Source organism: Sulfitobacter sp. THAF37 (genome assembly GCF_009363555.1).
In the GTDB taxonomy this organism is placed as follows: Bacteria; Pseudomonadota; Alphaproteobacteria; order Rhodobacterales; family Rhodobacteraceae; genus Sulfitobacter.
On record NZ_CP045374.1, the window covers coordinates 59,327 to 82,762 of the forward strand.

20 protein-coding genes are annotated in these 23,436 nt (G+C 64.7%); 9 read left to right on the forward strand and 11 right to left on the reverse strand.

The genetic code is table 11. The features are described from left to right. Nucleotide 1 precedes the first annotated feature (1 nt). The 4 genes from FIU94_RS18220 to FIU94_RS18235 form a co-directional block, all read right to left on the reverse strand. Nucleotides 2–982, reverse strand: a complete 981-nt coding sequence (locus tag FIU94_RS18220) for an ABC transporter permease (protein ID WP_152467253.1) — start codon at nucleotides 980–982, stop codon at nucleotides 2–4. 117 nt (nucleotides 983–1,099) lie between these two features. Beyond that, a complete protein-coding gene (locus FIU94_RS18225; protein WP_254702691.1) occupies nucleotides 1,100–2,665 on the reverse strand; it encodes an ABC transporter substrate-binding protein in 1,566 nt (521 codons plus the stop codon). Between the two features lie 189 nt (nucleotides 2,666–2,854). Next, complete coding sequence (locus FIU94_RS18230) at nucleotides 2,855–4,435, reverse strand: ABC transporter substrate-binding protein (RefSeq protein ID WP_152467254.1); 1,581 nt, start codon at nucleotides 4,433–4,435, stop codon at nucleotides 2,855–2,857. A gap of 88 nt (nucleotides 4,436–4,523) precedes the next feature. After that, nucleotides 4,524–5,408 (reverse strand): helix-turn-helix domain-containing protein, encoded by an 885-nt coding sequence (locus FIU94_RS18235; protein WP_172975955.1) that lies wholly within the window; start codon nucleotides 5,406–5,408, stop codon nucleotides 4,524–4,526. A 163-nt stretch (nucleotides 5,409–5,571) separates the two neighbouring features. Here FIU94_RS18235 and pobA point away from each other — a divergent pair, with 163 nt between their 5' ends. Both pobA and FIU94_RS18245 read left to right on the forward strand, forming a co-directional pair. Next, nucleotides 5,572–6,744, forward strand: a complete 1,173-nt coding sequence (pobA, locus tag FIU94_RS18240; protein WP_152467362.1) for a 4-hydroxybenzoate 3-monooxygenase — start codon at nucleotides 5,572–5,574, stop codon at nucleotides 6,742–6,744. A 77-nt stretch (nucleotides 6,745–6,821) separates the two neighbouring features. Continuing rightward, nucleotides 6,822–7,919, forward strand: coding sequence for a Xaa-Pro peptidase family protein (locus tag FIU94_RS18245; RefSeq protein WP_152467256.1), 1,098 nt, complete (start codon nucleotides 6,822–6,824; stop codon nucleotides 7,917–7,919). Here the strand turns inward: FIU94_RS18245 and FIU94_RS18250 are convergent. The 3 genes from FIU94_RS18250 to FIU94_RS18260 all read right to left on the reverse strand — a co-directional run bounded on the left by FIU94_RS18250 (nucleotide 7,916) and on the right by FIU94_RS18260 (nucleotide 10,724). Further along, nucleotides 7,916–8,842 (reverse strand): 3-hydroxyacyl-CoA dehydrogenase NAD-binding domain-containing protein, encoded by a 927-nt coding sequence (locus FIU94_RS18250; RefSeq protein ID WP_152467257.1) that lies wholly within the window; start codon nucleotides 8,840–8,842, stop codon nucleotides 7,916–7,918. The two genes, FIU94_RS18245 and FIU94_RS18250, sit on opposite strands and share 4 nt — an antisense overlap. Further along, nucleotides 8,839–9,891, reverse strand: coding sequence for an MBL fold metallo-hydrolase (locus FIU94_RS18255; RefSeq protein ID WP_152467258.1), 1,053 nt, complete (start codon nucleotides 9,889–9,891; stop codon nucleotides 8,839–8,841). The genes FIU94_RS18250 and FIU94_RS18255 overlap by 4 nt, the downstream gene beginning before the upstream one ends. A 71-nt stretch (nucleotides 9,892–9,962) precedes the next feature. Then, nucleotides 9,963–10,724: an IclR family transcriptional regulator C-terminal domain-containing protein gene (locus FIU94_RS18260; protein WP_152467259.1), complete on the reverse strand. Its 762-nt coding sequence runs from the start codon at nucleotides 10,722–10,724 to the stop codon at nucleotides 9,963–9,965. Between the two features lie 105 nt (nucleotides 10,725–10,829). Here FIU94_RS18260 and FIU94_RS18265 point away from each other — a divergent pair, with 105 nt between their 5' ends. The 5 genes from FIU94_RS18265 (at nucleotide 10,830) to FIU94_RS18285 (ending at nucleotide 16,248) form a co-directional block, all read left to right on the forward strand. Further along, nucleotides 10,830–11,549 (forward strand): 3-oxoacid CoA-transferase subunit A, encoded by a 720-nt coding sequence (locus FIU94_RS18265; RefSeq protein ID WP_152467260.1) that lies wholly within the window; start codon nucleotides 10,830–10,832, stop codon nucleotides 11,547–11,549. After that, nucleotides 11,549–12,244: a 3-oxoacid CoA-transferase subunit B gene (locus tag FIU94_RS18270; protein ID WP_152467261.1), complete on the forward strand. Its 696-nt coding sequence runs from the start codon at nucleotides 11,549–11,551 to the stop codon at nucleotides 12,242–12,244. The genes FIU94_RS18265 and FIU94_RS18270 overlap by 1 nt, the downstream gene beginning before the upstream one ends. After that, nucleotides 12,241–13,440: a 3-oxoadipyl-CoA thiolase gene (gene pcaF, locus FIU94_RS18275; protein WP_152467262.1), complete on the forward strand. Its 1,200-nt coding sequence runs from the start codon at nucleotides 12,241–12,243 to the stop codon at nucleotides 13,438–13,440. Before FIU94_RS18270 ends, pcaF begins: the two co-directional genes overlap by 4 nt. A gap of 328 nt (nucleotides 13,441–13,768) precedes the next feature. Continuing rightward, complete coding sequence (locus FIU94_RS18280; protein WP_152467263.1) at nucleotides 13,769–14,569, forward strand: carbon-nitrogen hydrolase family protein; 801 nt, start codon at nucleotides 13,769–13,771, stop codon at nucleotides 14,567–14,569. Between the two features lie 5 nt (nucleotides 14,570–14,574). Next, nucleotides 14,575–16,248 (forward strand): NAD(P)/FAD-dependent oxidoreductase, encoded by a 1,674-nt coding sequence (locus FIU94_RS18285; RefSeq protein ID WP_152467264.1) that lies wholly within the window; start codon nucleotides 14,575–14,577, stop codon nucleotides 16,246–16,248. A 7-nt stretch (nucleotides 16,249–16,255) separates the two neighbouring features. On the opposite strand, the gene FIU94_RS18290 is transcribed toward FIU94_RS18285, so the two are convergent. The 4 genes from FIU94_RS18290 to FIU94_RS18305 form a co-directional block, all read right to left on the reverse strand. Beyond that, complete coding sequence (locus FIU94_RS18290; protein ID WP_152467265.1) at nucleotides 16,256–17,629, reverse strand: aminotransferase; 1,374 nt, start codon at nucleotides 17,627–17,629, stop codon at nucleotides 16,256–16,258. A 43-nt stretch (nucleotides 17,630–17,672) separates the two neighbouring features. Continuing rightward, nucleotides 17,673–18,152 (reverse strand): DUF3237 family protein, encoded by a 480-nt coding sequence (locus FIU94_RS18295; RefSeq protein ID WP_152467266.1) that lies wholly within the window; start codon nucleotides 18,150–18,152, stop codon nucleotides 17,673–17,675. After that, nucleotides 18,142–18,846 (reverse strand): TetR/AcrR family transcriptional regulator, encoded by a 705-nt coding sequence (locus FIU94_RS18300; RefSeq protein WP_152467267.1) that lies wholly within the window; start codon nucleotides 18,844–18,846, stop codon nucleotides 18,142–18,144. Before FIU94_RS18300 ends, FIU94_RS18295 begins: the two co-directional genes overlap by 11 nt. 112 nt (nucleotides 18,847–18,958) lie before the next feature. After that, on the reverse strand, nucleotides 18,959–20,236 hold the full coding sequence (locus tag FIU94_RS18305; RefSeq protein WP_152467268.1) for a replication initiation protein: 1,278 nt from the start codon (nucleotides 20,234–20,236) through the stop codon (nucleotides 18,959–18,961). A 585-nt stretch (nucleotides 20,237–20,821) separates the two neighbouring features. Between FIU94_RS18305 and FIU94_RS18310 the strand changes: the two genes are divergently transcribed. Continuing rightward, entirely contained in the window at nucleotides 20,822–22,228 is a 1,407-nt protein-coding gene (locus FIU94_RS18310; RefSeq protein ID WP_152467269.1) for an AAA family ATPase, read from the forward strand. Continuing rightward, nucleotides 22,206–23,288: a ParB/RepB/Spo0J family partition protein gene (locus FIU94_RS18315; protein WP_152467270.1), complete on the forward strand. Its 1,083-nt coding sequence runs from the start codon at nucleotides 22,206–22,208 to the stop codon at nucleotides 23,286–23,288. The genes FIU94_RS18310 and FIU94_RS18315 overlap by 23 nt, the downstream gene beginning before the upstream one ends. The last annotated feature ends 148 nt before the right edge of the window (nucleotides 23,289–23,436 follow it).

Consider the following 23,436-nt stretch of genomic DNA (forward strand, 5'->3'; position numbering starts at 1 on the left):
ATCAGTGCGCCTTTGTCCGGTCCGCCCGCAGGCGCGGGTCGATCGAGAAATAAAGAAGGTCCACCACCAGGTTGATGCCCACGAACATCACCGAAATCAGCATCAGGTAGGCCGCCATCACCGGAATATCGACGAACTGGATCGCGTTGATGAACAGCAGTCCGACGCCGGGCCACTGGAACACCGTTTCGGTGATGATGGCAAAGGCGATGATGCTGCCCAGTTGCAGGCCGGTCACTGTGATCACCGGGACCAGCGTGTTCTTCAGCGCGTGGCGAAAGTTCACCGCGCGTTCCCGCAGCCCGCGGGCACGGGCAAAGCGGATGTAGTCCTGTCGCAGCACCTCCAGCATCTCGGACCGGACCAGCCGCATGATCAGTGTCATCTGATAAAGCCCCAGCGTGATCGACGGCAGGATCAGCGCCTTCAGCCCCGATTCCGTGAGAAACCCGGTGGACCAGCCGCCCACCCGCACCGTATCGCCGCGCCCGAAACTGGGCAGCCACCCCAGCTCGACCGAAAACAGGTAGATCAGCAATATCCCGATCAAAAAGGTCGGCAGCGATACCCCGATCAGCGATAGCGACATGATCGCATTGGCGGCAAAGCCTTCTCGTCGGATGGCGGTAAAGACGCCCAGCCCGATGCCGATGAGAATGGCAAGAAAGCCGGACACCGCCGCAAGCTCCAGCGTGGCCGGGGCGCGTTCCAGCAGGATGTCGGCCACGGGCCGCCCCTGACGGTAGCTGACACCAAAGTTGCCCTGCACCGCGTTGCCCAGGAACTTGACGTATTGCACCGGGAACGGCTGGTCGAGCCCCAGCTGGCTGCGCAGCCGGTCGATGTCGGCCTGGGTCCGCTCCTGCCCCAGCATGTTGTCGATGGGGTCGCCGACAAAGCGGAACATGGAAAAGGCGACCAGCCCCACGACCAACAGGACGAGGGCGGATTGAATGACGCGCTGGATTACGAAGGCAAGCATTGATCGAGTGGACTATCTGTGAAGCCGAAGGTCAAGGTTTACACGGCGGCAGCCATGAGATTGAGGCGATACGCGACACCTTCCCGCCTGGCAAGCCGGTGTTCCGGGCGGCCCCCTTCAGTTCACCGTCACCCACCGCAGGATGAAAAAGTTGTCCGGCCGCTGGGTCAGGTCGATGTTCGCCTGCGCGCCCCAGATCAGCGGCTGCACATACAGCGGAACATAGGCCATGTCGTCCTGAAGGATCTGCGCAACCTCGTCCAGCATGGCCTGACGCCTGGTCTCGTCGATCTCCGATTGTATCAGCGGCAGCAGCTCGTCGATCCGGGCGCTGGAATAGCCACCAAAGTTCCAGGACCCCAGCCGTGCCTCTTCGTCGGGCGTGGCGGCGAGAAAACGGATCGGATGTTCGGCGTCAAAGGTGCCCGGCGACCAGCCCAGCAGGAACATGTCATAGTTGTCTGCCCGCAGTTCCGGCCAATAGTTCTGCACCGGCATCGCGTCCAGCGTGGCCCGCAGCCCGACCTGCGCCAGCATGCCCGTAATCGCCTGACAGACGGATTCGTCGTTCAGGTACCGGTCGTTCGTACATTTCAGACCAAAGGAGAACCCGTCCGGATACCCCGCTTCGGCCAGCAGCGCGCGCGCCTGATCCGGGTCATAGGCAGGCCGTGCGGCATTCGCATCGCTGTACCCGCGCATCGCGGGGCTGACCAGCTGGCTGACCTCTTCGGCATTCCCGCGCATGGTGGTCCGCAGGATCGCAGGCACATTGACCGCATGGGCCACCGCCCGACGCACCCGCGCGTCGGCAAAGGGGTTCGCGTCGGTCACATCTTCCGAGAACTTCAGCGTCTCGGCCTCATGCGGGAATCCCAGCATGATGACCCGCGCCTCGATCCCCTGGATCACCTTGACGTCCGGGTTCTGCTTCAGCCGCTCGGTATCCTGGATCGGCACCGGGTTGATGAAATCGACGTCCCCCGACAGCAGTGCCGCCACCGCGGTCGCGGGGTTCTGGATCGGCGTCAGCTCGGCCCGCGTGATGTTATGCGCGGCCTCGTCCCACCACCCCTCGAAAGGCTCAAGCACCGTGCGCAGGCCGGGCTCACGCGCGGTCACGCGGAACGGCCCGGTGCCATTGGTGTTCAGGGTCGCATGGTTTCCGGCCTCCTTGTCGGGGCGGGTGGCGTTGTTGGCCTCGGCCCAGCCACTGTCCAGGATCATCCAGTTCGCGATGCTGTCGGGAAAGATCGGGTTCGGCGCGGTGGTCATGATATCGACCGTATAGTCGTCCACGACGTTGACCTCGGACACCGGCGCGAACCAGCTGGCGGTGTCGGCCTGTTCGGAACTGGCCCGTTGGTAGGAAAACAGCACGTCCTGCGCCGTGAAATCGCTGCCGTCGTGGAACGTCACGCCCTCACGCAGGGTAAACCGCCAGCCGTCTCCCTCGCCGATCGGCTCCCATGATGTCGCAAGGGCAGGCTCGATCTCCATGTCCTTGTTGCGGCGCACAAGCCCTTCGTAGACGTTGTTGAGAAAGCCCAGAACCGGGGTCGAGTTGACCGCATGAGGGTCCATCGTCTGCGGATCGGTGGTTTCGGCCCAGGTGAATTCGGCGGCCTGCGCGGGGGCGGCCATCCCGAGGCAAAGCGCAAGCACAGTTGTCAGTCTCGGCATGGCGGAGATCCTTTTTGGAAAATTGTTATGCCCCTCAGGCTAGCCGCTCCGGCCGCTGACGCAATCGGAACATGGGCCTGCTCACAAATGTGTCATAAGACATGGATGGGCTGGCAGATCGCAAAAGCGCGGATGCATTGAAAAAGGGCGGTGCCGTGACACCGCCCCTTCCATCGCCTTGCAGGCCCATCAGTTCATCGTGAAATACTTCACCTTGGGCTGATCCTCGGGGTCGACCTCGATCCCGACACCGTCCGCCATGCCCCAGTTCAGGACCTGGTGGTGGATCGGAATATAGAGCGTCTCATCCTGCACCACGCGCCAGATCTCTGCGATGTCCGCATTGCGGGCCTCCAGATCGGTGTTGGATGCGAGGCTCTTGATCATCGCGTCCAGCTCGTCATTGTCATAGCCGGTGCCATTCCAGGTGCCGATGTCATCCTCGCGACCGTGAACGAGGAAGTTGAAGATATACTCTGAATCGTAGGTCGGTACGCCCCAGCCCAACATGTAGAAGTCGGTCTTGCCGTCGGTGATCAGCGGGAAATGCTGCGCCTTGGGCTTGGCGTCCAGGTTCACGGTCACGCCGATCTGACCCAGCATGCCGACAGCGGCCTGACAGATCGCCTCGTCGTTGACGTAGCGGTCGTTCGGGCAGTCAAGGCGGATCGAGAAGCCGTCGCCATATCCCGCCTCTTCCATCAGTTTCTTCGCACCTTCGATGTCGGTCTGGGATTCGGCATCCATTTCCTCGGTCCAGCCGTTGACGAAGGGCGGCGCGATCATCCCGGCGGGCTGGGATTGCCCGCGCATCACGACCTGCTGGATGGCATCACGGTTAATCGCCATCGACATCGCCTTGCGCACCTTGGCGTCGGCAAGCGGGTTCTTGCCCTCGACATCATCGGCCTCGATGTCATCGGCGCCCTGGTTCATGCCAAAGAAGATCACCCTGTTCTGCGGGGCCTGCTTGACCGTCAGACCGTCGGCGTTGTTCACCCGCTCAAGGTCCTGCACCGGCATATCCTGAAGGAAGTCCACCTCACCCGACAGCATGGCGGCGACACGGGTCGCGGCGTTCTGAATCGGCGTGTAGACGATTTCGGTCACTTCCAGCGGGAACTGGTCCTTGCCCCAGTAGTCTTCGTTCAGGGTCATGACCGTCTTCACGTCCTGCTCGCGGCTTTCCAGCTTGTAGGGGCCGGTGCCGTTGGCATTGGTGGTGGCATAGGTCAGCTCGCCGCCTTCGAAGTCCTGCACATCGACGGTGTTGTTCGCCTCGGTCCAGTCCTTGTCCATGATGAACAGGTTTGTCAGGTTGCTGGGCAGGATCGGGTTCGGCCCGTCAGTGACCATCTCGACGGTGTAATCATCCACCGCACGCACCTCGGTGATCGAATTGATCAGCTCCTTCATGTCCGAATTCTCGGATTGGGCACGGTTGAAGCTGAACACCACGTCCTCGGCGGTAAAGTCAGCGCCGTCGTGAAACTTCACCCCTTCGCGCAGCTTGAAGACCCAGACGTTCGGGTCGTCATCCTTCGGCGCCCATTCGGTGGCCAGCGCCGGTTCGAACGCGCCGGTGACATCGCGGATGATCAGCGGCTCGTACATCTGGTGGCGAATCGTGTGGGTCGGCCCTTCGTTCTGGGAATGCGGATCGAGTGTCAGCGCATCGCCTGCACGCGCCCACCGCAGCGTCTCGGCCTGGGCCAGCGCCGTGGTAGACAGCAGCATCGCGGTCGACAGCAACGTGATCGTCTTGGTCATATTGAACTCCCTAGATTTTTTGTCTCCCGGCAGTTTTTTGGAAACGAACGGGTTTGGCAACCCTGATTTCCCCAACGGCACCCCCGGCCTAGCCGCCCTGCTGCCTGCGATACGCGCCAGGCGTCAGTCCGGTGTCGGCCCGGAAGCTGCGGCTGAAGTACCCCGGATCCGAAAATCCCGCCCGCGCGGCGATGTCGGCAACGGAATGGCGGGTGAACTCCAGCAGGTGTTTCGCCTCGACCATCCGACGCTGCCGGATCAGGGCGTTGGGCGTGGTGCCCAGGATGCGGCGGCACAATCGGTTCAGATGCGGCACCGAAACGCCGATCGCCTCGGCATAGGCGTCCAGCGTCATCCGGCTGTCGAAATGCGCCTCCACCGCCGCGCAAAAGGCCTGCACCTGGCTTTCATGCAGGGTCTGGTCCTGCCGGACAGGCGGCGTCCCCAGCGGTTGCGCGCCGCGCCGGTCGGATTCGAGATAGATCAGCACCAGCCGGACCAGCGTGTCGAGCAATTCGGCCCGCGCCGCGCCAAAGTCGCGCAGCGCCCCGCGCAGCTGCCCCATCAGCGCGTCGATGGCATCGAAATGCGGCGCGCTTTGCCGTGGCAGCAAAGCGCCCCCCGCCGCGACCAGTCCATGCAGGCGCGCGGCGGTGTCCGGTTCCAGCAGGTGCAGCCGCAGGCTGATCACATCGCCGACGATCTCGGGGGGAAACAGGAAGCCATGCACGATGTCCGGGGGGACGATCAGGATCACCGGTTCCGAGCTGCGGAAATTCAGGTCCCCCAGACGGATCGCCACCCCCGGCGTCTGAAACAGAAAGATCTGCGCCAGCTTCCGGTGCCGGTGCAGACGGATCGTCCAATCATGCTTGCTGCTGCGCTCGCGGATCGTCTCATGGTGCACCGGATCGCTGCGCGTTCCGGCCAGGTATTCGCCGTACAGTTCATATGTGGGGATGCGGTCCGGCAACAATTTTCCCTTTTTGATCCGATCACAGGTCGAAAAATCGCCGATCTGATCGGATAGTACAAAAATTCGCGCCTGCTGTCCATTTGTCGCCGCGCGCATCCCGCTATGATCCCGGACACCCCCACAGCACGCAGCGGAGCCCGACTTCATGACCAGCAAGACCATCAGGACATCCGTCTGCATCATCGGGTCCGGTCCCGCCGGATTGCTGCTCTCGCAACTTCTCGCCAATGCCGGGATCGACACCATCGTGCTGGATCGCAAGGACCGCGCCTATATCGAAGGGCGCGTCCGCGCCGGTGTTCTGGAACAGGGCACCGTCGAGGCATTGGAGGAGGCGGGCGCCGCCGACCGCCTTCATCGCGAGGGGCTGCCGCACTCCGGCTTCGAACTGGCTTTCGACGGCGACCGCCACCGCATCGACCTGGCCGGACTGACCGGCAAGACCGTGACCGTCTACGGCCAGACCGAAATGACCAAGGACCTGTTCGAAAAGCGCATGCAGGATGGACAGCAGTTCTTCTTCAACGTCGATGATGTCACCCCGACCGACCTCAAGTCCGACCGCCCCAGCGTCCACTTCGTCCATGACGGCGGCAAGGTCGTCATCGAATGCGACTATATCGCGGGCTGCGACGGATTTCATGGCGTGTCGCGACAGGCGATCCCGGCGGATGTGCTGAAAACCTTCGAGCGTGTCTATCCCTTTGGCTGGCTCGGCATCCTGGTTGAGAAACCGCCGGTCTCGCACGAATTGATCTATGCCAACCATGACCGCGGCTTCGCCCTGGCGTCCATGCGGTCGAACACCCGCAGCCGCTATTACATCCAATGCGATGCTTCCGACGATGTGGCCGACTGGTCCGATGACCGCTTTTGGGAGGAATTCGCGTCCCGCCTCGGCCCGGACGCCGCCGCGCAGCTTGAAACCGGACCATCCTTCGAGAAAAGCATCGCGCCGATGCGATCCTTCGTCGCCGAACCGATGCGCTACGGCAATCTTTTCCTGGCCGGGGATTCGGCCCATATCGTGCCGCCCACCGGCGCCAAGGGCCTGAACCTGGCGGTCGCCGATGTGCGCCTTCTGCACCGCGCACTCGACGCGCACTACAACCACGGCAACGATGCCCTGATCGACAGCTATTCCCAGACCGTCCTGCAGCGGGTCTGGAAGTGCGAACGCTTCTCCTGGCAGCTGTCCACGCTGATGCACCAGTTCCCCGAAAATTCCCCCTTTGAAAAGCGGATGCAGCGGGCCGAGTTCGACTTCCTGCGCAGCTCCGAAGCCGCCTCTCGCGCCATCGCAGAAAATTACGTCGGCCTGCCGCTGGACTGATCCCCGGGCCTGCCCGCACCGCTTGGCATCCGGTCGCGGATGCGCAAGGTTGGCGCGGACGCATGAAAGGACCCCGCATGGATTTCGACAGCCGCATCGGCAAACTGACCAAACTGCTGCAAGATCACGATTGCCCCGCCATCGCGATGGTGCCGGGGCCGAACTTTTACTATCTCACCGGGGTCCGGCTGGGCCTGATGGAACGGCCTACAATCCTGATCGTGACCGCCACCGGCGCGGTGCACGCGGCGATTCCGGCGCTGGAACGCGACATGTGGACCACCCGGATGCCACAGGCGCGAACCGTGTTCTGGCAGGATGCGGACGGCTATGCCGACGCGCTGGCAACCCTCGCGCGCCAGACAGGGCTGACCACGCTTGCCGTGGAAAGCGGCCGGATGCGCCAGTTCGAGGCAGCGGCCCTCGCCCGCGCCTTCGGCACCGACATGACGGACGGCAGCGACATCCTGCTGCCGCTGCGCCTGCACAAGGACGAGGCCGAGGTCGCGGCCATCGAACAGGTGGTGAAAATCAGCGAGGACGCGCTGACCGCGACACTGGGCCAGATCGGCGCGGGCCTGACCGAAACCGAGATCCGCGCGAAGCTGCTGATCAACATGCTGGAACGCGGGGCCGAAGGCGCGGCCTTCGACCTTATCGTCCTGGCCGGGGCGGCGGCGGCGGACTGCCATGGCGTGCCCTCCGCCGACCGCAAGGTGCAGCGCGGCGATGCGCTGCTCTTCGATTTCGGCGCAAAGCTGAACGGCTACAACGCCGACATCACCCGCACCTATTTCTGCGAGGACGTGCCGCAGGATCACCGCCCGCTCTATGACGCCGTGCTTGGCGCCAACCGGCTGGCCTGCGACATGTGCCGCCCCGGCCTGACGCCCCACGATCTGGACATGGCCGTGCAGGACCACCTCAGCGCCGCGGGCTTTGCCGACAACATCCGTCACAAGGTCGGCCACGGGCTCGGGCTTGACGTGCACGAGGCCCCGCAGCTGATGCGCGGCAACCACGCGCCCCTGGAACCCGGCATGGTCATCACCATCGAACCCGGCCTCTACCACCCCGGCAAGCTGGGTGTGCGGATCGAGGATGACGTGCTGATCACCGAGACTGGCGCCCGGTCCATCACCCGGCTGCCGCGCGATCCACAGGTCTTTGGCTAGGCTCCGGACGTCCGCGCGCGCAGCAGCGCGATCAACGCAGCGTCCCGCGCCGCCTCAAGCTCCGCGATGCTGCGCCCTTCGGCTTCGCGGGCGACCCCGTCGATCAGCGCCGCCTGCACCTCTGGCGTCAGGGACGGTGTGCCCAGCGATGCCCAGCGGCGTTCCTGGCTGGGGCCGAGATGATCGAGGTATCCCGCCATCCCCTGCGGCCCGCCGCCCAGATGATAGGCCATATGCGCCCCCAGCACCGACCAGCGCAGTCCCGGACCGTTGACCAGCGCCGCGTCGATCGCCTCCACATCCGCGATGCCCTCCTGCACCATGTGGACCGCCTCGCGCCAGAGGGCGGAGGCAAGCCTGTTCGCGATGTGCCCCGTCGCATCCTTGCGCAGCCGCACCGGCACGCGGCCCGCCGCACGGTACAACGCCTCTGCCGCGTCCACCCGCGCCGGATCGCTGCCGAAAAGCTCAACCAGCGGCACCAGATGCGGCGGGTTGAACGGATGCGCGGTGATCAGCCGCGCCGGATCAGCCAGCCCCGGCGCCAGTTCCGACCACGTCAGCGCCGAGGTGGACGACGCGATGATCGCCTCGGGCACCATCGCCGTCTCGATCTCCGCAAGCAGCGCGTGTTTCAGCGGCACATCCTCAGGCGCGCTTTCCTGGATCAGCACGGCCCCCGACACCGCTTGCGGCAGGGTATCGCAGCGGCGAACGTCGCCCGGCCCACCCCGCGCCGCCGAAATTTCCGACAATTGCGCCGACAGACGCGGCAACGCCTCCGCCGCCCGGTCCAGCGCCCCGGCCTGAGGGTCCCACAGGCGCACTGCAAATCCGTGATGGGCGAACAACGCGGCCCAGGCCGCGCCGATCAGCCCTGCCCCGACAATGGCAACTGTCGCGCGGTCGCGGTCGTCCGTCATTCGGCCGCCCCGCTCAGCACATGAAAAATGCGCCCGTCCCGGACGTCGGCGGTGATCTCACCCCGCCGCACCAGCCGGTTCACATGCGCCAGCGTCTCGGTGAAGGCAAAGCTCATCTGGTGGGGGTCAAGGTCACGCGTGAACAGCACCGGCACAAGGTCCGCGATGGACTTCGGCCCCCCGGCACAGGCGTCCAGCACCCGCTGGCACCTTTCCTGATGGTGCGCCTCCAGCTCGGCGCAGCGTTGGTGCAACCCGTGAAAGATCCGCCGGTGCCCCGGCAGCACCAGCACATCATCCGGAATCTCGGCCCGCAGGAACCGCAGCGCGCGCAGAAAATGCCCCAGCGGATCGCCGTTCGGCTCATCGGCGAAAACGCTGATGTTGGGCGAGATTCTCTCGATCACCTGATCGGCGGCAAACAGCAGCCCCTCGTCCTGGCAATACAGCATCACCTGTTCCGCCGCATGGCCGTCTCCGGTGATCACGCGAAACGCCCGCCCGCCGATCTCCAGCGTGTCGGGCATAAGCAACCGCAGGAAGGACTTGGGCAGGGACCCCACCCGGCGCAGGTATTCGTTGCCCTGGATCGCCACCACCCCGGCCGCCTGCTCGGTCATGCCGTGGCTGAGGTAGAAATCGAAATTGTAGCGGGTCATGCTCTCGCTCGCCCCCTGCGAGATCACCTTGCACCCCATGAACGTGGAGAAACTGGTCAGCAGCGGCGCATCGAAACGGTCGCACAGCCATCCCGCCAGACCGATGTGATCGGGATGATAATGCGTCACGATCACGCGGGTGATGCGCGCGCCCTTCAGCGGACCGGCCAGGATATGCTCCCAGGTCTGCCTGGCCGCGTCCGTCTGAATGCCGGTGTCGATGACCGCCCAGCCCTCTCCGTCACGGATCAGGTAGATGTTCACATGGTCCAGCCGGTAAGGCAGCGGCACACGGGTCCACAGAATGCCGGGCCGCACCTCGGTTATTTCGCCGAACTCCGGCATCGTCTCGAACGGAAAGCGCAGCGCGTCCTGGGGCTGGTCTGTCATGGTGTCTCCTGATGTTGCGGCACCCTAGGAGGCGGGCGTCAGGGTTGCAACAAGCCGTGTGCGCATCCCCGTCAGGCCAGGATACGCGCGATCCCGGCCTGCACCCGCAGCATCGGCGGCAGGCAGCTCTGCGCAATCTCGCCGGGGTCGCGGTGCGTCGCCGCCATCCCGGCATTCAGCGCGGCAACCACGGCACCCGCGCGGTTGCGCAGCGGCACGGCGATAGCCCGCAACCCGACCTCGACCTCCTGGTCGACAACCGTATGGCCCGCCTGCCGCGCCGCGTCGATCCGCGCCATGATCTCATCGGGGTCGGTCAGGCTGTAGGCGGTGCGCGGCGACAGGTCAGAGGCGTCGATGACCGCGCGTGCCTCCCCCTCCGGCAGCGCCCCCAAAAGGATGCGCCCCAACGAGGTGCAATGCGCCGGCAGCCGCGAACCGGGCATCAGCCCGATGGACATGACCCGCTTTTGCGCCGCCCGCGCCAGATAGACGATCTCGGTCTCGTCCAGAACCGCAACCGAACAGCTTTGCCCGATCTGTTCGGTCAGCTGATCCAGCCAGGGCTGCACGATCTGCGGCAGTTCAAGCGACGCAATGGCCCCCATCCCCAACCGCAACGCCCGATGCGTCAGGGTAAAGAACTTGCCATCGTACCCCGCATATCCTTCGGCGTGCAGGGTCAACAGGCACCGCCGCGCCGTCGCCCTGTCCAGCCCGGTGCGCGCCGCCACATCGCTGATGCTCAGCTTCGGGGCCTCCGCCCCGAAACATTCGATCACCCGCAACCCCTTGGCCAGCGACGAAATCGTATCGCCCGATTTGTTCACCATGAGCACACTCAGTATCACATTACGAACAAATGTCGATAAGCGCACAAAGCACTCGAAACCCGGTCGCCCGCCCGCTAGACCAATGGCAACAATCGGAGACTTCACATGGACAAGACCGTTTCTTCCGCAGCCGATGCGGTTGCGCAGATACCAGACGGGGCGACAGTGATGATCGGCGGGTTCGGCGGCTCCGGCGCGCCGGTCGAACTGATCCACGCGCTCATCGACCGCTACCGCGACACCGGCAGCCCCTCGGGCCTCACGGTGATCAACAACAACGCGGGCAATGGCGGCATCGGCATCGCGGCAATGATCAAGGCCGGCATGGTGGCCAGAATGATCTGCTCCTTCCCGCGCAGTTCGAACGCCGAAGCTTTCAACGAAAAATACCTCGCGGGGGAAATCGCGCTCGACCTTGTGCCCCAAGGCACCCTGGCCGAACGCATCCGCGCGGCGGGGGCCGGCATACCCGCTTTCTACACCCCCAGCTCCTACGGCACCGAACTGGCCGAGGGCAAACCGACCGAGGAATTCGACGGCAAGATGTACGTCCGCGAACGCTGGCTCAAGGCCGACTTCGCCCTGATCAAGGGCCAGCAGGGCGACACGGCGGGCAACCTGACCTACCGGATGGCGGGGCGGAACTTCAATCCGCTGATGGCCATGGCCGCCGACACCACGATCGCGCAGGTCAGCGCGCTGGGACAGCCCGGCTGCATCGACCCGCAACAGGTCATCACGCCGGGCATCTTTGTCGATGCCGTGGTCGAAGTGACGGACCCCCAACAGGAAGAAGTGCTGGTACGCGCGGGAGTGGTATACTGATGGCAGAGTTCGACATCATGAAGGAAAAACTGTCCAACGCACAGATCGCCTGGCGCGCTGCGCAGGACATCGAGGACGGATCATACGTCAACCTCGGGATCGGCTTCCCCGAGATGATCGCCAAATTCCAGCCCGAAGGCCGCGATGTAACCTATCACACCGAAAACGGGGTGCTGGGCTTTGGCAAGGCCCCGGCAGAGGGGGAAGAAGACTGGGACCTGATCAATGCGGGCAAGAAAGCGATCACCCTGAACCCGGGCGCTGCGTTCTTTCACCACGCCGACAGTTTCGCCATGGTGCGCGGCGGGCATCTGGACCTTGCCGTGCTGGGCGCCTACCAGGTCGCGCAGAACGGCGATCTGGCCAACTGGCGCGTGGGCAGCAAGGGCGTCCCGGCGGTGGGCGGCGCGATGGACCTCGTGCACGGCGCGCGGCGGGTGGCGGTCGTCACCGACCACGTGACCAAGGACGGCGGCCCCAAGCTGGTGGAATCCTGCACCTTCCCGCTGACCGGCGTGGGCTGCGTCACGCGCGTCTATACCTCGCTCGCCGTGATCGACGTAACCGACCGCGGCTTTGTCCTGCGCGAGAAACTGCCCGGCCTCGAAATGGACGCCTTGCAGGCCGTCACCGGCGCAACCCTTCACACCGACGGCCAGGTGGCCGACCTGAACGTACCAAAGGATCTGGAATGAACGACGTCTACATCTGCGACTACATCCGCACCCCCATCGGCCGCTACGGCGGCGCGCTCTCCTCCGTCCGGGCGGACGACCTCGGCGCGATCCCGCTCCGGGCGCTGGCCGATCGCAACCCCGACATGGACCTGTCCGCCATCGACGAAGTGCTCTTCGGCTGCGCCAATCAGGCGGGCGAGGACAACCGGAACGTGGCCCGCATGTCGCTGCTGCTGGCGGGCTATCCCGACGCGGTGCCCGGCGCCACGATCAACCGCCTCTGCGGGTCGGGCATGGATGCGATCATCACCGCCGCCCGCGCGATCCGCGCCGGGGAGGCACATCTGATCGTCGCCGGTGGCGTGGAAAGCATGTCGCGCGCGCCCTTCGTGATGCCCAAGGCCGACGCCGCCTTTTCGCGCAGCAACGAGGTATTTGACACCACCATCGGCTGGCGCTTTGTCAACAAGCTGATGAAATCCCAGTACGGCGTCGATTCCATGCCGGAGACTGCCGAAAACGTGGCCGAAGATTTCGGCATCGCCCGCGAAGACCAGGACGCCTTTGCCCTGCGGTCACAGCACAGGGCCGGGGCCGCCATGGAAAACGGCCGCCTCGCCAAAGAGATCGTCCCGGTCAGCATCCCGCAGCGCAGGGGCGACCCGGTCGTTGTGTCGCAGGACGAACATCCCCGCCCCGACACCACGCCCGAGGCGCTGCAAAAGCTCAAACCCTTCGTCAAGGCGGATGGCACGATCACCGCGGGCAACGCCTCGGGTGTCAACGACGGCGCCGCCGCGCTGATCATCGCCTCCGCCGAGGCCGTCGAGAAACACGGGCTGAAACCCATTGCCAAGGTGCTGGGCGGCGCGACCGCCGGGGTGCCGCCGCGCATCATGGGGATCGGTCCCGCCCCCGCGTCGAAAAAGCTGATGGCGCGGCTGGGGCTCAAGCAACAGGACTTCTCGGTCATCGAACTGAACGAAGCCTTCGCCTCCCAAGGGCTGGCCACCCTGCGCGACCTGGGCATCGCCGACGACGATCCGCGCGTGAACCCCAATGGCGGTGCCATCTCGCTGGGTCATCCGCTGGGCATGTCCGGCGCGCGCATCACCGGCTCGGCGATGCTGGGGCTGGAACCGGGTCAGAAAGCACTGGCGACCATGTGCATCGGCGTGGGCCAGGGCATCGCCGTCGCAATCGAAGCGGTCTGACCGGGGCAGCGGGGCCGCAGCCCCGCTGTTTCCGCAATGCTGCAATGCAGAAATGTCATGGCCCGGCTATTGTGCAGCTGCAGCGTTAGCGATATAACCTTTCTTGTAGTCGGTCTTCTCCTCCTCCCTGGACCGACGCGGATTAGCGGCGGCATCCACCTCCTCCCGGGTGCCGCCGTTTTCCTTTTCTCCCCGTCATTTCCGCGGCACGCCGCGCAGGGTGCCAGGCTGGCACCCGGAACCCGGTTGACGATCGGGCGCGAAAATCGAACTGATGGGCAGAACGCCAGGGTTCGGCACCCGGCAGACAGGACAACAGGATGACCCCATGAAGATCGCCTGCATGCAGGTCCCGCCCATCCGCACGGACCCGCCGCGCGCGCTGGACCGGCTGGCGCGTGCCGCACGGGATGCCCGCGCGCTTGGCTGCGATCTGCTGATCACCCCCGAAATGTACCTCACCGGCTACAACATCGGTGCCGGGGCCGTATCGCAGCTGGCCCAGCCGCGCGACGGCGCACTGGCCCGCGCGGTGGCCGACCTTGCCCGGCAGACGGGCCTCGCCATTCTCTTCGGCTTCCCCGAACGGGACCGTGACCGGCTCTACAACGCGGCGCAGCTTGTGGATGCGGGCGGTGCCGCGCTCTGCACCTACCGCAAAACGCACCTCTTCGGCGATGTGGACGCAACGCAGTTTCACCCCGGCCCTGCCCGCAGCCCGGTCGTCACGCTGAACGGCTGGCGCGTCGCGCTCGCCATCTGCTACGACATCGAATTTCCCGAACTGGCCCGCGCCAGTGCCCGGGACGGGGCCGAGGCGCTGCTGGTGCCCACCGCCAACATGGCACCCTACCTGTCGGTGCCGAACCGCCTCGTGCCCGCGCGGGCCGAAGAGAACGGCATCTTCGTCGCCTACGCCAATTACATCGGCCGCGAAGACGGCTTTGACTACTGCGGCCTGTCCTGCATCTGCGACCCGTCTGGCGCGGACCTCGCCCGTGCCGGCACCGGCGAAGGGCTGATCGCCGCTTCGCTTGACCGCGCCCGCATCGCGCAGGTACGGCAGGGCGTGAACTACCTGGCGGACCGGCGGCCCGACGTCTACCTTCCCGCCCCAGAGGACGACTGACACCGATGCACGACCCCGACAGACCCGCCCCCGCCGTCACCGCCTTCGGCCCCGATTTCACCTTTGCCTACGATCAGTGGATCAAGCACCCCGACGGCATCGGTTCGGTCCCGGCGGAAAGCCACGGCAGCAAGGTGGCGATCATCGGCGCCGGGATTTCCGGCATGGTCTGCGCCTACGAGCTGATGAAACTGGGCCTGCACCCGGTGGTGTACGAGGCGGGCCAGCTTGGCGGACGCCTGCGCAGCCAGGCTTTCGAAGGGTCCGACGGCGCCATCGCCGAACTGGGCGGCATGCGCTTTCCGATCTCCTCCACCGCCTTCTATCACTACGTGGACAGGCTGGGCATCGCCTCCCGCCCCTTTCCCAACCCCCTGACGCCCGCCGCGGGGTCCACCGTGATCGACCTCGCGGGCCAGACGCTCTACGCAGAAAGCCTCGATGACCTGCCGCCGCTCTACCGCGAAGTCAGCGACGCCTACGATCAGGCGCTTGAGGATCATGTGCAGTTCTCGGCCCTGCGCGCCGCCGTGCGCGACCGCGACGCCGCCCGCGTCAAGGAGCTGTGGAATCCCATCGTGCGCGACTGGGACGACCGCAGCTTCTACGACTTCATCGCCTCCTCGGACGCCTTCCGCAGGCTCAGCTTCCGTCACCGCGAAGTCTTTGGCCAGGTCGGCTTCGGCACCGGGGGCTGGGACAGCGACTTTGCCAACACGATGCTGGAAATCCTGCGTGTGAACCTTCTGGGCTTCGACGACGACCAGCGGTACATGGTTGGCGGCGTCCAGCAGGTGCCAAAGGGCCTGTGGACACGCCAGCCCGACCGCATGGCCCATTGGCCCGCAGGCACCTCGCTGCAAAAGCTGCATGGCGGTTCCACCCTGCCCGGCGTCGTCGCGGTCCACCGCGAAGGCGACGAAGGCCCCTTCATCCTGCGCGACCGCTGGGGCCGCACCGAACGCTACGACGCGGTGATCAGCACCTGCCAAAGCTGGGTGCTCAGCACCGCCATCGACTTTGACGAACGGCTGCTCAGCCAGAACATGTGGATGGCACTGGACCGGACCCGCTACATGCAGTCGTCCAAGACCTTCGTGATGGTGGACCGCCCCTTCTGGCGCGACCGCGACCCGGCCACCGGGCACGAACGGATGAGCGTCACCCTCACCGACCGGATGACCCGCGGCACCTATCTGTTCGAAAACGGCCCGGACGAGCCCGCCGTCATCTGCCTGACCTATTCATGGATGTCGGATGCGCTGAAGATGGAGCCGCTGTCGGTCAACCGCCGCGTCGAACTGGCGCTCGACGTGCTGCGCAAGATCTACCCCCAGGTGGATATCGCCAGCCACATCGTCGGCAACCCGATCACCGTCAGCTGGGAAAGCGACGAGAACTTCCTCGGCGCGTTCAAGGGCGCCCTGCCCGGCCATTACCGCTACAACTACCGCATGTTCGGCCATTTCATGCAGGCGGACATGCCGCCGCAGGAAAAGGGCCTCTTCATCGCGGGCGACGGCATCAGCTGGACCCCTGCCTGGGTCGAGGGCGCCGTGCAGACCGCGCTGAACGCGGTCTGGGGGGTGATGACCCACATGGGCGGCGCAACCCGGCCCGGCAATCCCGGCCCCGGCGACATGTACCCGGAACACGGCCCGATCGACCTGGGGGATTAGGCCTGGCTCAGGCGATTTCGCCCGCGAATTCACCGATCGCCTCGCCCAGGACATCGACGATCCGGTCGCATTGTTCGGGCGTGATGATCAACGGCGGGGACAGCACCAGCCGGTCGCCCACGGGCCGCACGATCACGCCCCGCTCCACGCATTTCTGGAAAATCCGCTGGCCGCAACCCAGAGCCGGGTCCATGCCCGCCCGCGTCTGCTTGTCGGCCACCATGTCCACCGCCAACATCAGGCCATGCCCGCGTACGTCGCCCACGCCGGGCAGATCCGCCAGCCGCTGTGCGGTCTTTTGCAGATAGGCACCCGAGCTTGCCGCATTGGCCAGCATCCCCTCGTTCTCCATGATCTCGACGTTCTTCAGCGCCGCGGCGCAGGCCACCGGATGCCCCCAGTAGGTCAGGCCCATCGAAAACGTCGCACCCTCCGCCTGCGGATGGCTGATCACATCGTAGATTTCATCCGACAGGATCGTCGCGCCCAGCGGAATGTAGCCCGATGTGATCCCCTTGGCCGATACGATGATGTCGGGCTGGCAGTCGAACACCGCCTCGGACGCGAACCAGTGGCCCAGCCGGCCAAAGGCGGTCACGACCTCGTCCGCGATATAAAGGATGTCGTGGCGCGCACAGACCTCCTTCATCCGCCTGTGATAACCCGCGGGGGCGATCAGCACCCCGCCCGCGCCCATGATCGGCTCTGCGATGAACGCGGCGATATTGTCCGCGCCGTTGTTCGCAATCGCCGTTTCGAACTCCCGCACGAGGTGGTCGCAATACTGCGCCTCGGTCTGGTCCTCCGGCTTGGCGTACATGTTCGCCGCCGAGACATAGCGGATGATGTCATCCGCGATCCGGTTGAACCCGGTCTTGGTGCCCTCGATCCCGGTCAGGTTCGCCGCGAAATAGGTCGCGCCATGATAGGCGTAATTGCGCGAGATGATCTTTTTCTTTGTCCGCTTGCCGCGCATCTCGTGGTAGAAATGCGCGATCCGCACCGCCGCCTCGTTCGCGGTGCTGCCGCCGCAGGAATAAAAGACGTGGTTCAGATCGCCCGGCGCATGATCGGCCAGCCAGGCACCGAACTCCGCCGCCGGAACATTGGTGCTGTGGCCGAAGGGGTTGTAATACTGCATGTCCATCACCTGTTTGGCGATGGCCTCTGCCATGTCCTTGCGGCCATGACCGATGTTGACGCACCACAGGCCCGCGATCCCGTCCAGCAGCTTGCGCCCGCTGCTGTCGGTCACATGGATACCGCTGGCGCCCTCGATGACCTGGCTGCCCTCTTCCTTGAAGCTGGCGAAATCCGTGTAGGGATGCAGCAGATGCGCACGGTCCATTTCCCAGGCGCTGCGTGTGTTCAGACGTGTCATGTCGATCCTTTCCAAATGTTCGACCCGGGCTGCGCGCGGCCCCTCAGACCGCGGCGTGCCAAAGTTCGATGAATACGTTGCCCTCGTCATCGGCGGGCGCATAGGCGGTGCCGAACAGCACCATATCGGCCAGCGCCGCATGAGGGCCCGGCGGCACCTCCAGCTCGGCGCGGGTGCGGCCGTGGAAACTGCCATCAGCCTGCGGCACCATACGCCCGGCGTTATGGACCATCACCACCGTACCATCTTCCAGCTCCAGGAAATAGCGCGCCTCGATCTCGTAGGTGCCATCCGCAAGGCGGCGCGCGAAATCCGCACCGCCGGGCAGGATCGTCGCGCGCCAGTCCGACGCCGCGGCCGCGCCGCCGGTGATCGGGAACATCGCCCGGCCGGTGCCCCGGCTGGTGTCGAATTCCGTCGCCGGTCCGATCTCGGCCCGGATCGAACAGACCCGCGTCAGACGGGGCTGACCGGGCGACAGCGGCGCGCCCAGGGTCGTGATGTCGGGGCATTCACCGCGCATGGGTGATCCTCCCGTCAAACAGCGTCAGGTCAGCGTCCATCCCCGCGACCGCAGGCGCGGCAAGGGTCGCGTCATCGAAGACGCAGGCCAGAAAAGGCTGCATCCGCGCCGACACCAGCGCGTCATGGTCGGCCAGGGTCATCTGCGGCTCCGTGATCAGCGACAGATAGCAGGGCATCCACAGATCGTGCAGCATCCGCGCCAGCACCCGCACATCCATCTCCGCCCCGGATCGGGTGCGCAGCGCATAGGCACCAAGCCGCGCCGCAATCGCATCGACCAGCAGGCGCGAGGTGTTGCGGTAGCGCGCCGACAGCTCCGTCTCCGGCCGCCGGATCACCGACGCCTCGGCATAGCGCCAGACCCGCCGCGACGCGATATCCAGCGTCTCCTGCGAAATCGTGGAAAACAGATCCACCACCACGTCGATCAGGGGCACATCCCGCAGCACGGGCCGCAGCGATCCGGTCTCGCGCTTGCGCCGTGTGCCGTCCTCTATGATGGCGACCAGCAGACCGTCCTTGGACCCGAAATAGTTGAACACCGTCGGCGCCGACACCTCGCAGGCCGCGGCGATGTCCGCGATCGTGGTGGCATCGACGCCCTTTCGCCCGAACAGCTCGATCGCCGCCGCGACGATGTCGTCGTGGCGCCTGGCCTTCTTGCGATCCCGCAAACCGGAGTCCACGACCATGACAGATGTCCTTTTACCTCATAAAATTTTTTAGCGCATAAAAATTATGAGTCAATCGGCTTCATCCGCGCAGGCGCGGCAGGCCCGAACCGCCTTCGGGATCGGTGCTTTGCTAGGCTGCTGTCTCCAGCCCGTCGAATGCGTCCGGCATCATGTCCCGCCAGAAGGCGACCATCTCGGTCACACACAGCGCCGACCTCCAGCCCAGCCGTGAAAACTCGGATTTCAGCAGCTCGTCGTCGAGCCAGGCCAGAAACAGGCGGCGGTCGGCATCGCGCTGGGTGGGGCTGCGGGCCGCGACGATCTCCTGCACCCGCGCCATGATCGCGGCACGCGCCTTGCGCTCTTCGTCCACCAGCTGCGCACGCGCGGCCTCGGCACTGTCGACCTCGCGCGCCTGGGTCATCCGCGCGCTTGCCGCCGCCTTGGCACGGTCGCTGGGTTCGGGGGGCGCGGGCGCCTTGTAGTCATCGCGCAGCGCGGCGCGAAGATAGCCGATCGGGCTTTCCACCGCCCCCCTGCCCTTCAGATAGGACACCTTTTCAGCGACATACACCTCACCATGTTCAGAGATCCACTGCCGCGCCAGCCGGTCGCTGACACCCAGTTCCATCAGGCTGGCATAGACCGGCCCCTGCCGCAGCCCTTCGCCATCGTCGATGTCGAGCATGGCAAGCTGCGGGTTCTCCCTGATCCGAAAACGGATGTCGCTGACCTGACGGCCCATCTTGTGCAGCTCCGGCTCGATCAGGATGTTGGAGGTCTTGTTCACCTCCGCCACGGCGGGTTTGATGATCTTCGCGTTGAGGTGCTTGAAGCTCTCGTAATAGGCGCTGCCGTCCACTCCCATCAGGCGGCGGAACAGGTCGATGGGCCACCAGCCCGTCGACCCGGTGCGCACGAAGCGATAGCAGTTTTCGTAAAGCGCCAGCGCATGGCCCGAGGTAAAGCGCCGCTGGATGTTCAGGTTGATCAGGGCAAAGACCTTGGGGTCGTGAAGCTTCTCGGCCAATGCTGGCGAATAGGCATATTCGCAGACCCCGCCCGACAGTTTCGCATAGGACAACAGCGCCGACACACCCCATTCCTGCCGCCCGTTGGCATCCAGCATGTCCCATTCCGCCGTCGTTTCCGCCAGGCTGCGCAGCGACTGTTTCAGCGTGTCCATGTCGTTGGAATTGTACCCCACCATCATGCACAGGGTCCGGGCGTCGATCTGATGCCTGCTGGATGTGACCAGCCTGTCGTAGGCATTCAGCAGCAGCACATTGCTGAGCTTGCGCTGCAACAGCGTCAGCTTGCCCGACACATGAATTGCGGCGACGTTCTTTTTCACCGACTGGCGGCGCAATGCACCTGTCAGCTTTTCATGGGGAATGGTCCGTTCCATCGGTCTGCCCTGCTCTGTCGTCACTTGGGTGGCGGTGGCCGCTCTTGGGTGTGACTTTGGCGCAGAGTATGGCGTAAAAGGTGCCCGTGCTCAACACTTCTCTGGGGACCCTTGCGGGCCTGCAGGCTGATCCTGCAAACGGGTTCCTTTGGCAACGCGGGCCGGATGAAAGGGACCCGTATACGGGACGGCGCATCGCGCGAGAGTCTGAAAACAGAGCCTAAACAGGCTCTCCCGCTCGCTGGGCCCCCTGCCCCCGCGAATCGGGGCCCCTTACCCTGTACCCGGGCCCCCTTCGACCCGGAGACGGGTGCCTATTGTCCTGCATACAGGTACCGTACTGCATGTAAGTATTTGGTAAATAAATCTTATCCTATCCTAAAGCCTCTAAAGTACCTAAAGAATCTACAACCTATATTGCTGTCTTCTTCTTTATGATAGGCTTATTAGAGACGGTTTCGCATGCGAAACCCAAGACCGCCCCCAAAACATCTGAGGTATCTTGGCGATTCACACCGCCATTAAGATGTGCCATTATTACGGCGATAACATCGAATAATGATGATCTGACAGAGGCACCCTGACATGGACAAGAAGTCATCCCCACCCCTGCCCCCCTATTTCAATCTCGACCCCAAAGCCGCCGCGGCCAAGCTGAGCGATCCTGTCGACACCGCCCGATTCGCCAAGGCCGCCGCCTTTGCCGCACGCGGGCGTGCCGATCTGGCCGAGCGGGGCTATGCCCCCGATGGGAAGAAGAAGCTGCGAAAATTCTCCACCTGGGAAATTTGCCGCTATCTGATCCCCGTCGCGCCTGCTCACCTGAGACGGGTCCTGAACAAACATCCGGAACTGCCCCAGGGCGAAGGGTCAGGCAATGCCCGGCGGTTCAGTCTTGAAGAGATCCTGACGCTGCGCCAGCACTTCGCCGAAGAGGGCGTCAGCACCAAGGAATACCGCCCCTATCGCCCCGAAGGCCTGCCGGCCAAGGTCGTCGCCGTCGCGAATTTCAAGGGCGGCGTATCCAAGACGACGACCGGTGCCCACCTCGCCATGTCGGCCGCGCTCGATGGCTACAAGGTGCTGGTCGTGGACCTGGATTCCCAGGGCTCCATGACGTCGATCATGGGCGGCAAGGTGGAGGATGAGTGGCAGACCATCTTCCCGCTTCTGGCCAAGGACTTTGCCACGCAGGTAGCGGCGGAGAACAAGATCCGGGCGACATCGGGCGATCCGGAAATTCCGATGGATGAGACCCTGACCGAGGCGCTGAAAACCTCTCTGAAAGACGTGGTGCAGCCAACCCACTGGCCCAATATCGACCTCATCGGCGCGCAGCTGAACCTCTATTGGGCAGAATTCCAGATCCCCGTCTGGCGGATGGCGTTGCGGCATTGGGCGCTGTGGGATGCGCTGACCTCGGCGCTGGAGGAAGGCGGCGCGCTGGACGAATACGACATCATCCTGGTGGATACGGCCCCGGCGCTTGGCTACCTCACGATCAATGCGCTGGCGGCGGCGGATATCATCCTTGTCCCGCTGGGCGCGTCCTTTCTCGAATTCGATTCCACGGGCCGTTTCTTTGACATGCTCTACAGCACGTTCGCCTCCATCGAAGAGGGCGAGAACGCCGCGCGGCGGCACAACGGGCTGCCCGAGATGAAGTTTGAATGGGATGTGGTCCGCGCGATCATCACCCGCTTTGACGCAAGCCAGCAGACCGACATGGCGAATGTCATTCAGGCCTATTTCGGGGACATGACCAACGCCTACCGGCAGGAATTCACGGCGATGGTCGGTCAGGCCGGGGAGAGCGTGAGCGGCATCTATGAAGCCGATTACCGCGACTACAACCGCGAGACCTATACCCGCGGCAGAGAGACCTTTGACCGCACCTATGCGGAGTTCAAGGAAATCCTGCTTGGCACATGGTGGCGCGACGATCAGGAACGCAAGGAGGAGGCCGGAAATGGCGAGACGGAAACAGCTTGAGGCGCCTTCGGTCGAGAAGCTGAAGGAAATCGAAGAGGGTTTCGCACGCGAAACCTCCCGCCTTGGATCGCGCATCCCGATTGCCGATGTCGCGGGGGATGCCGCCCGCCACGCGGACCCCCTGCCCCAGCATCTGCGCGAGGAACAGGCCCGTGACAAGGCGGATGCCAGGCTGCTGCGCGAGGCCCGTGAAAAGGGGCTCGTGGTGTTGGAAATCCCGCTGGAGGACATCCGCGGTGATGCGTTGACGCGGGACCGTATGGAGCTGGACGAGGAGGATCTGGCCGAACTGCGCCGCTCGATCCTGGATCACGGGGTGCGTCTGCCGATCGAAGTGTTCGAGCCGACGAACCCGGAAGACGCCGGGAAATTCGCGCTGATCTCGGGCTTCCGCCGTCTGGCCGCGATGCGCGAATTGCAAGAGCTGTCGGGCGGGGCTCGGTTCAATACGATCCCTGCTTTCGTGCGCGAGCCCGGCAGCCTTGCCAATGCAATCCGGGCGATGATCGAAGAGAACGAAATCCGCACGGGGCTGAGCCAGTACGAGCGGGGCAGGGTGGCGGCCATCGCGGTGCATGACGGGGTCTTTGGCACGGTGGACGAGGCCGTGGCGGAGCTTTACGCGGCGGCGAGCAAGGCGAAGCGGTCCAAGATCCGGTCCTTTGCGCTGGTGCATGAAGAACTGGGGGACATGCTGCGGTTCGGCGCGCAGCTGAACGAACGCCAGTGCCTTCGGATTGCGACCGGGTTGCGCGCGGGGCAGGGGGAGCCGATGCGCGACGCGCTGGAGGAACACAGGGTCAGCTCCGCAGCCGATGAATGGGCGGTGCTGGAGCCACTGATCGTGGCAGTCGAGGAGGGCGAGCGCGACCGGACGCGCGGCGGGCGGCCCCGCAAGGCCGTCACACGCTCGGCGCCGGTTCAGCTTGCCAATGAGGTCACGATGGAAAAGGTGAAGACCGAGGACGGTTATGCCATCCGGCTGCGGGGGCCCCACGTGAACGACGAGATGGTTGAACTGGTCATGGACCGGATCAAATTCCTGCTTGAGGAAATCTGAACCCTCAAGGTGGGGTTTCGCATGCGAAACCTCCCTGACTCCCGACCGGCCCGGCAGGGCGGGGAGGGGTGAGAAGCATGGCCAGAGCCTTTGTCGGCAGATTATCGGACATAAGGCCTGGCGCTACTGCGGGGCGGTTACTGCGCGA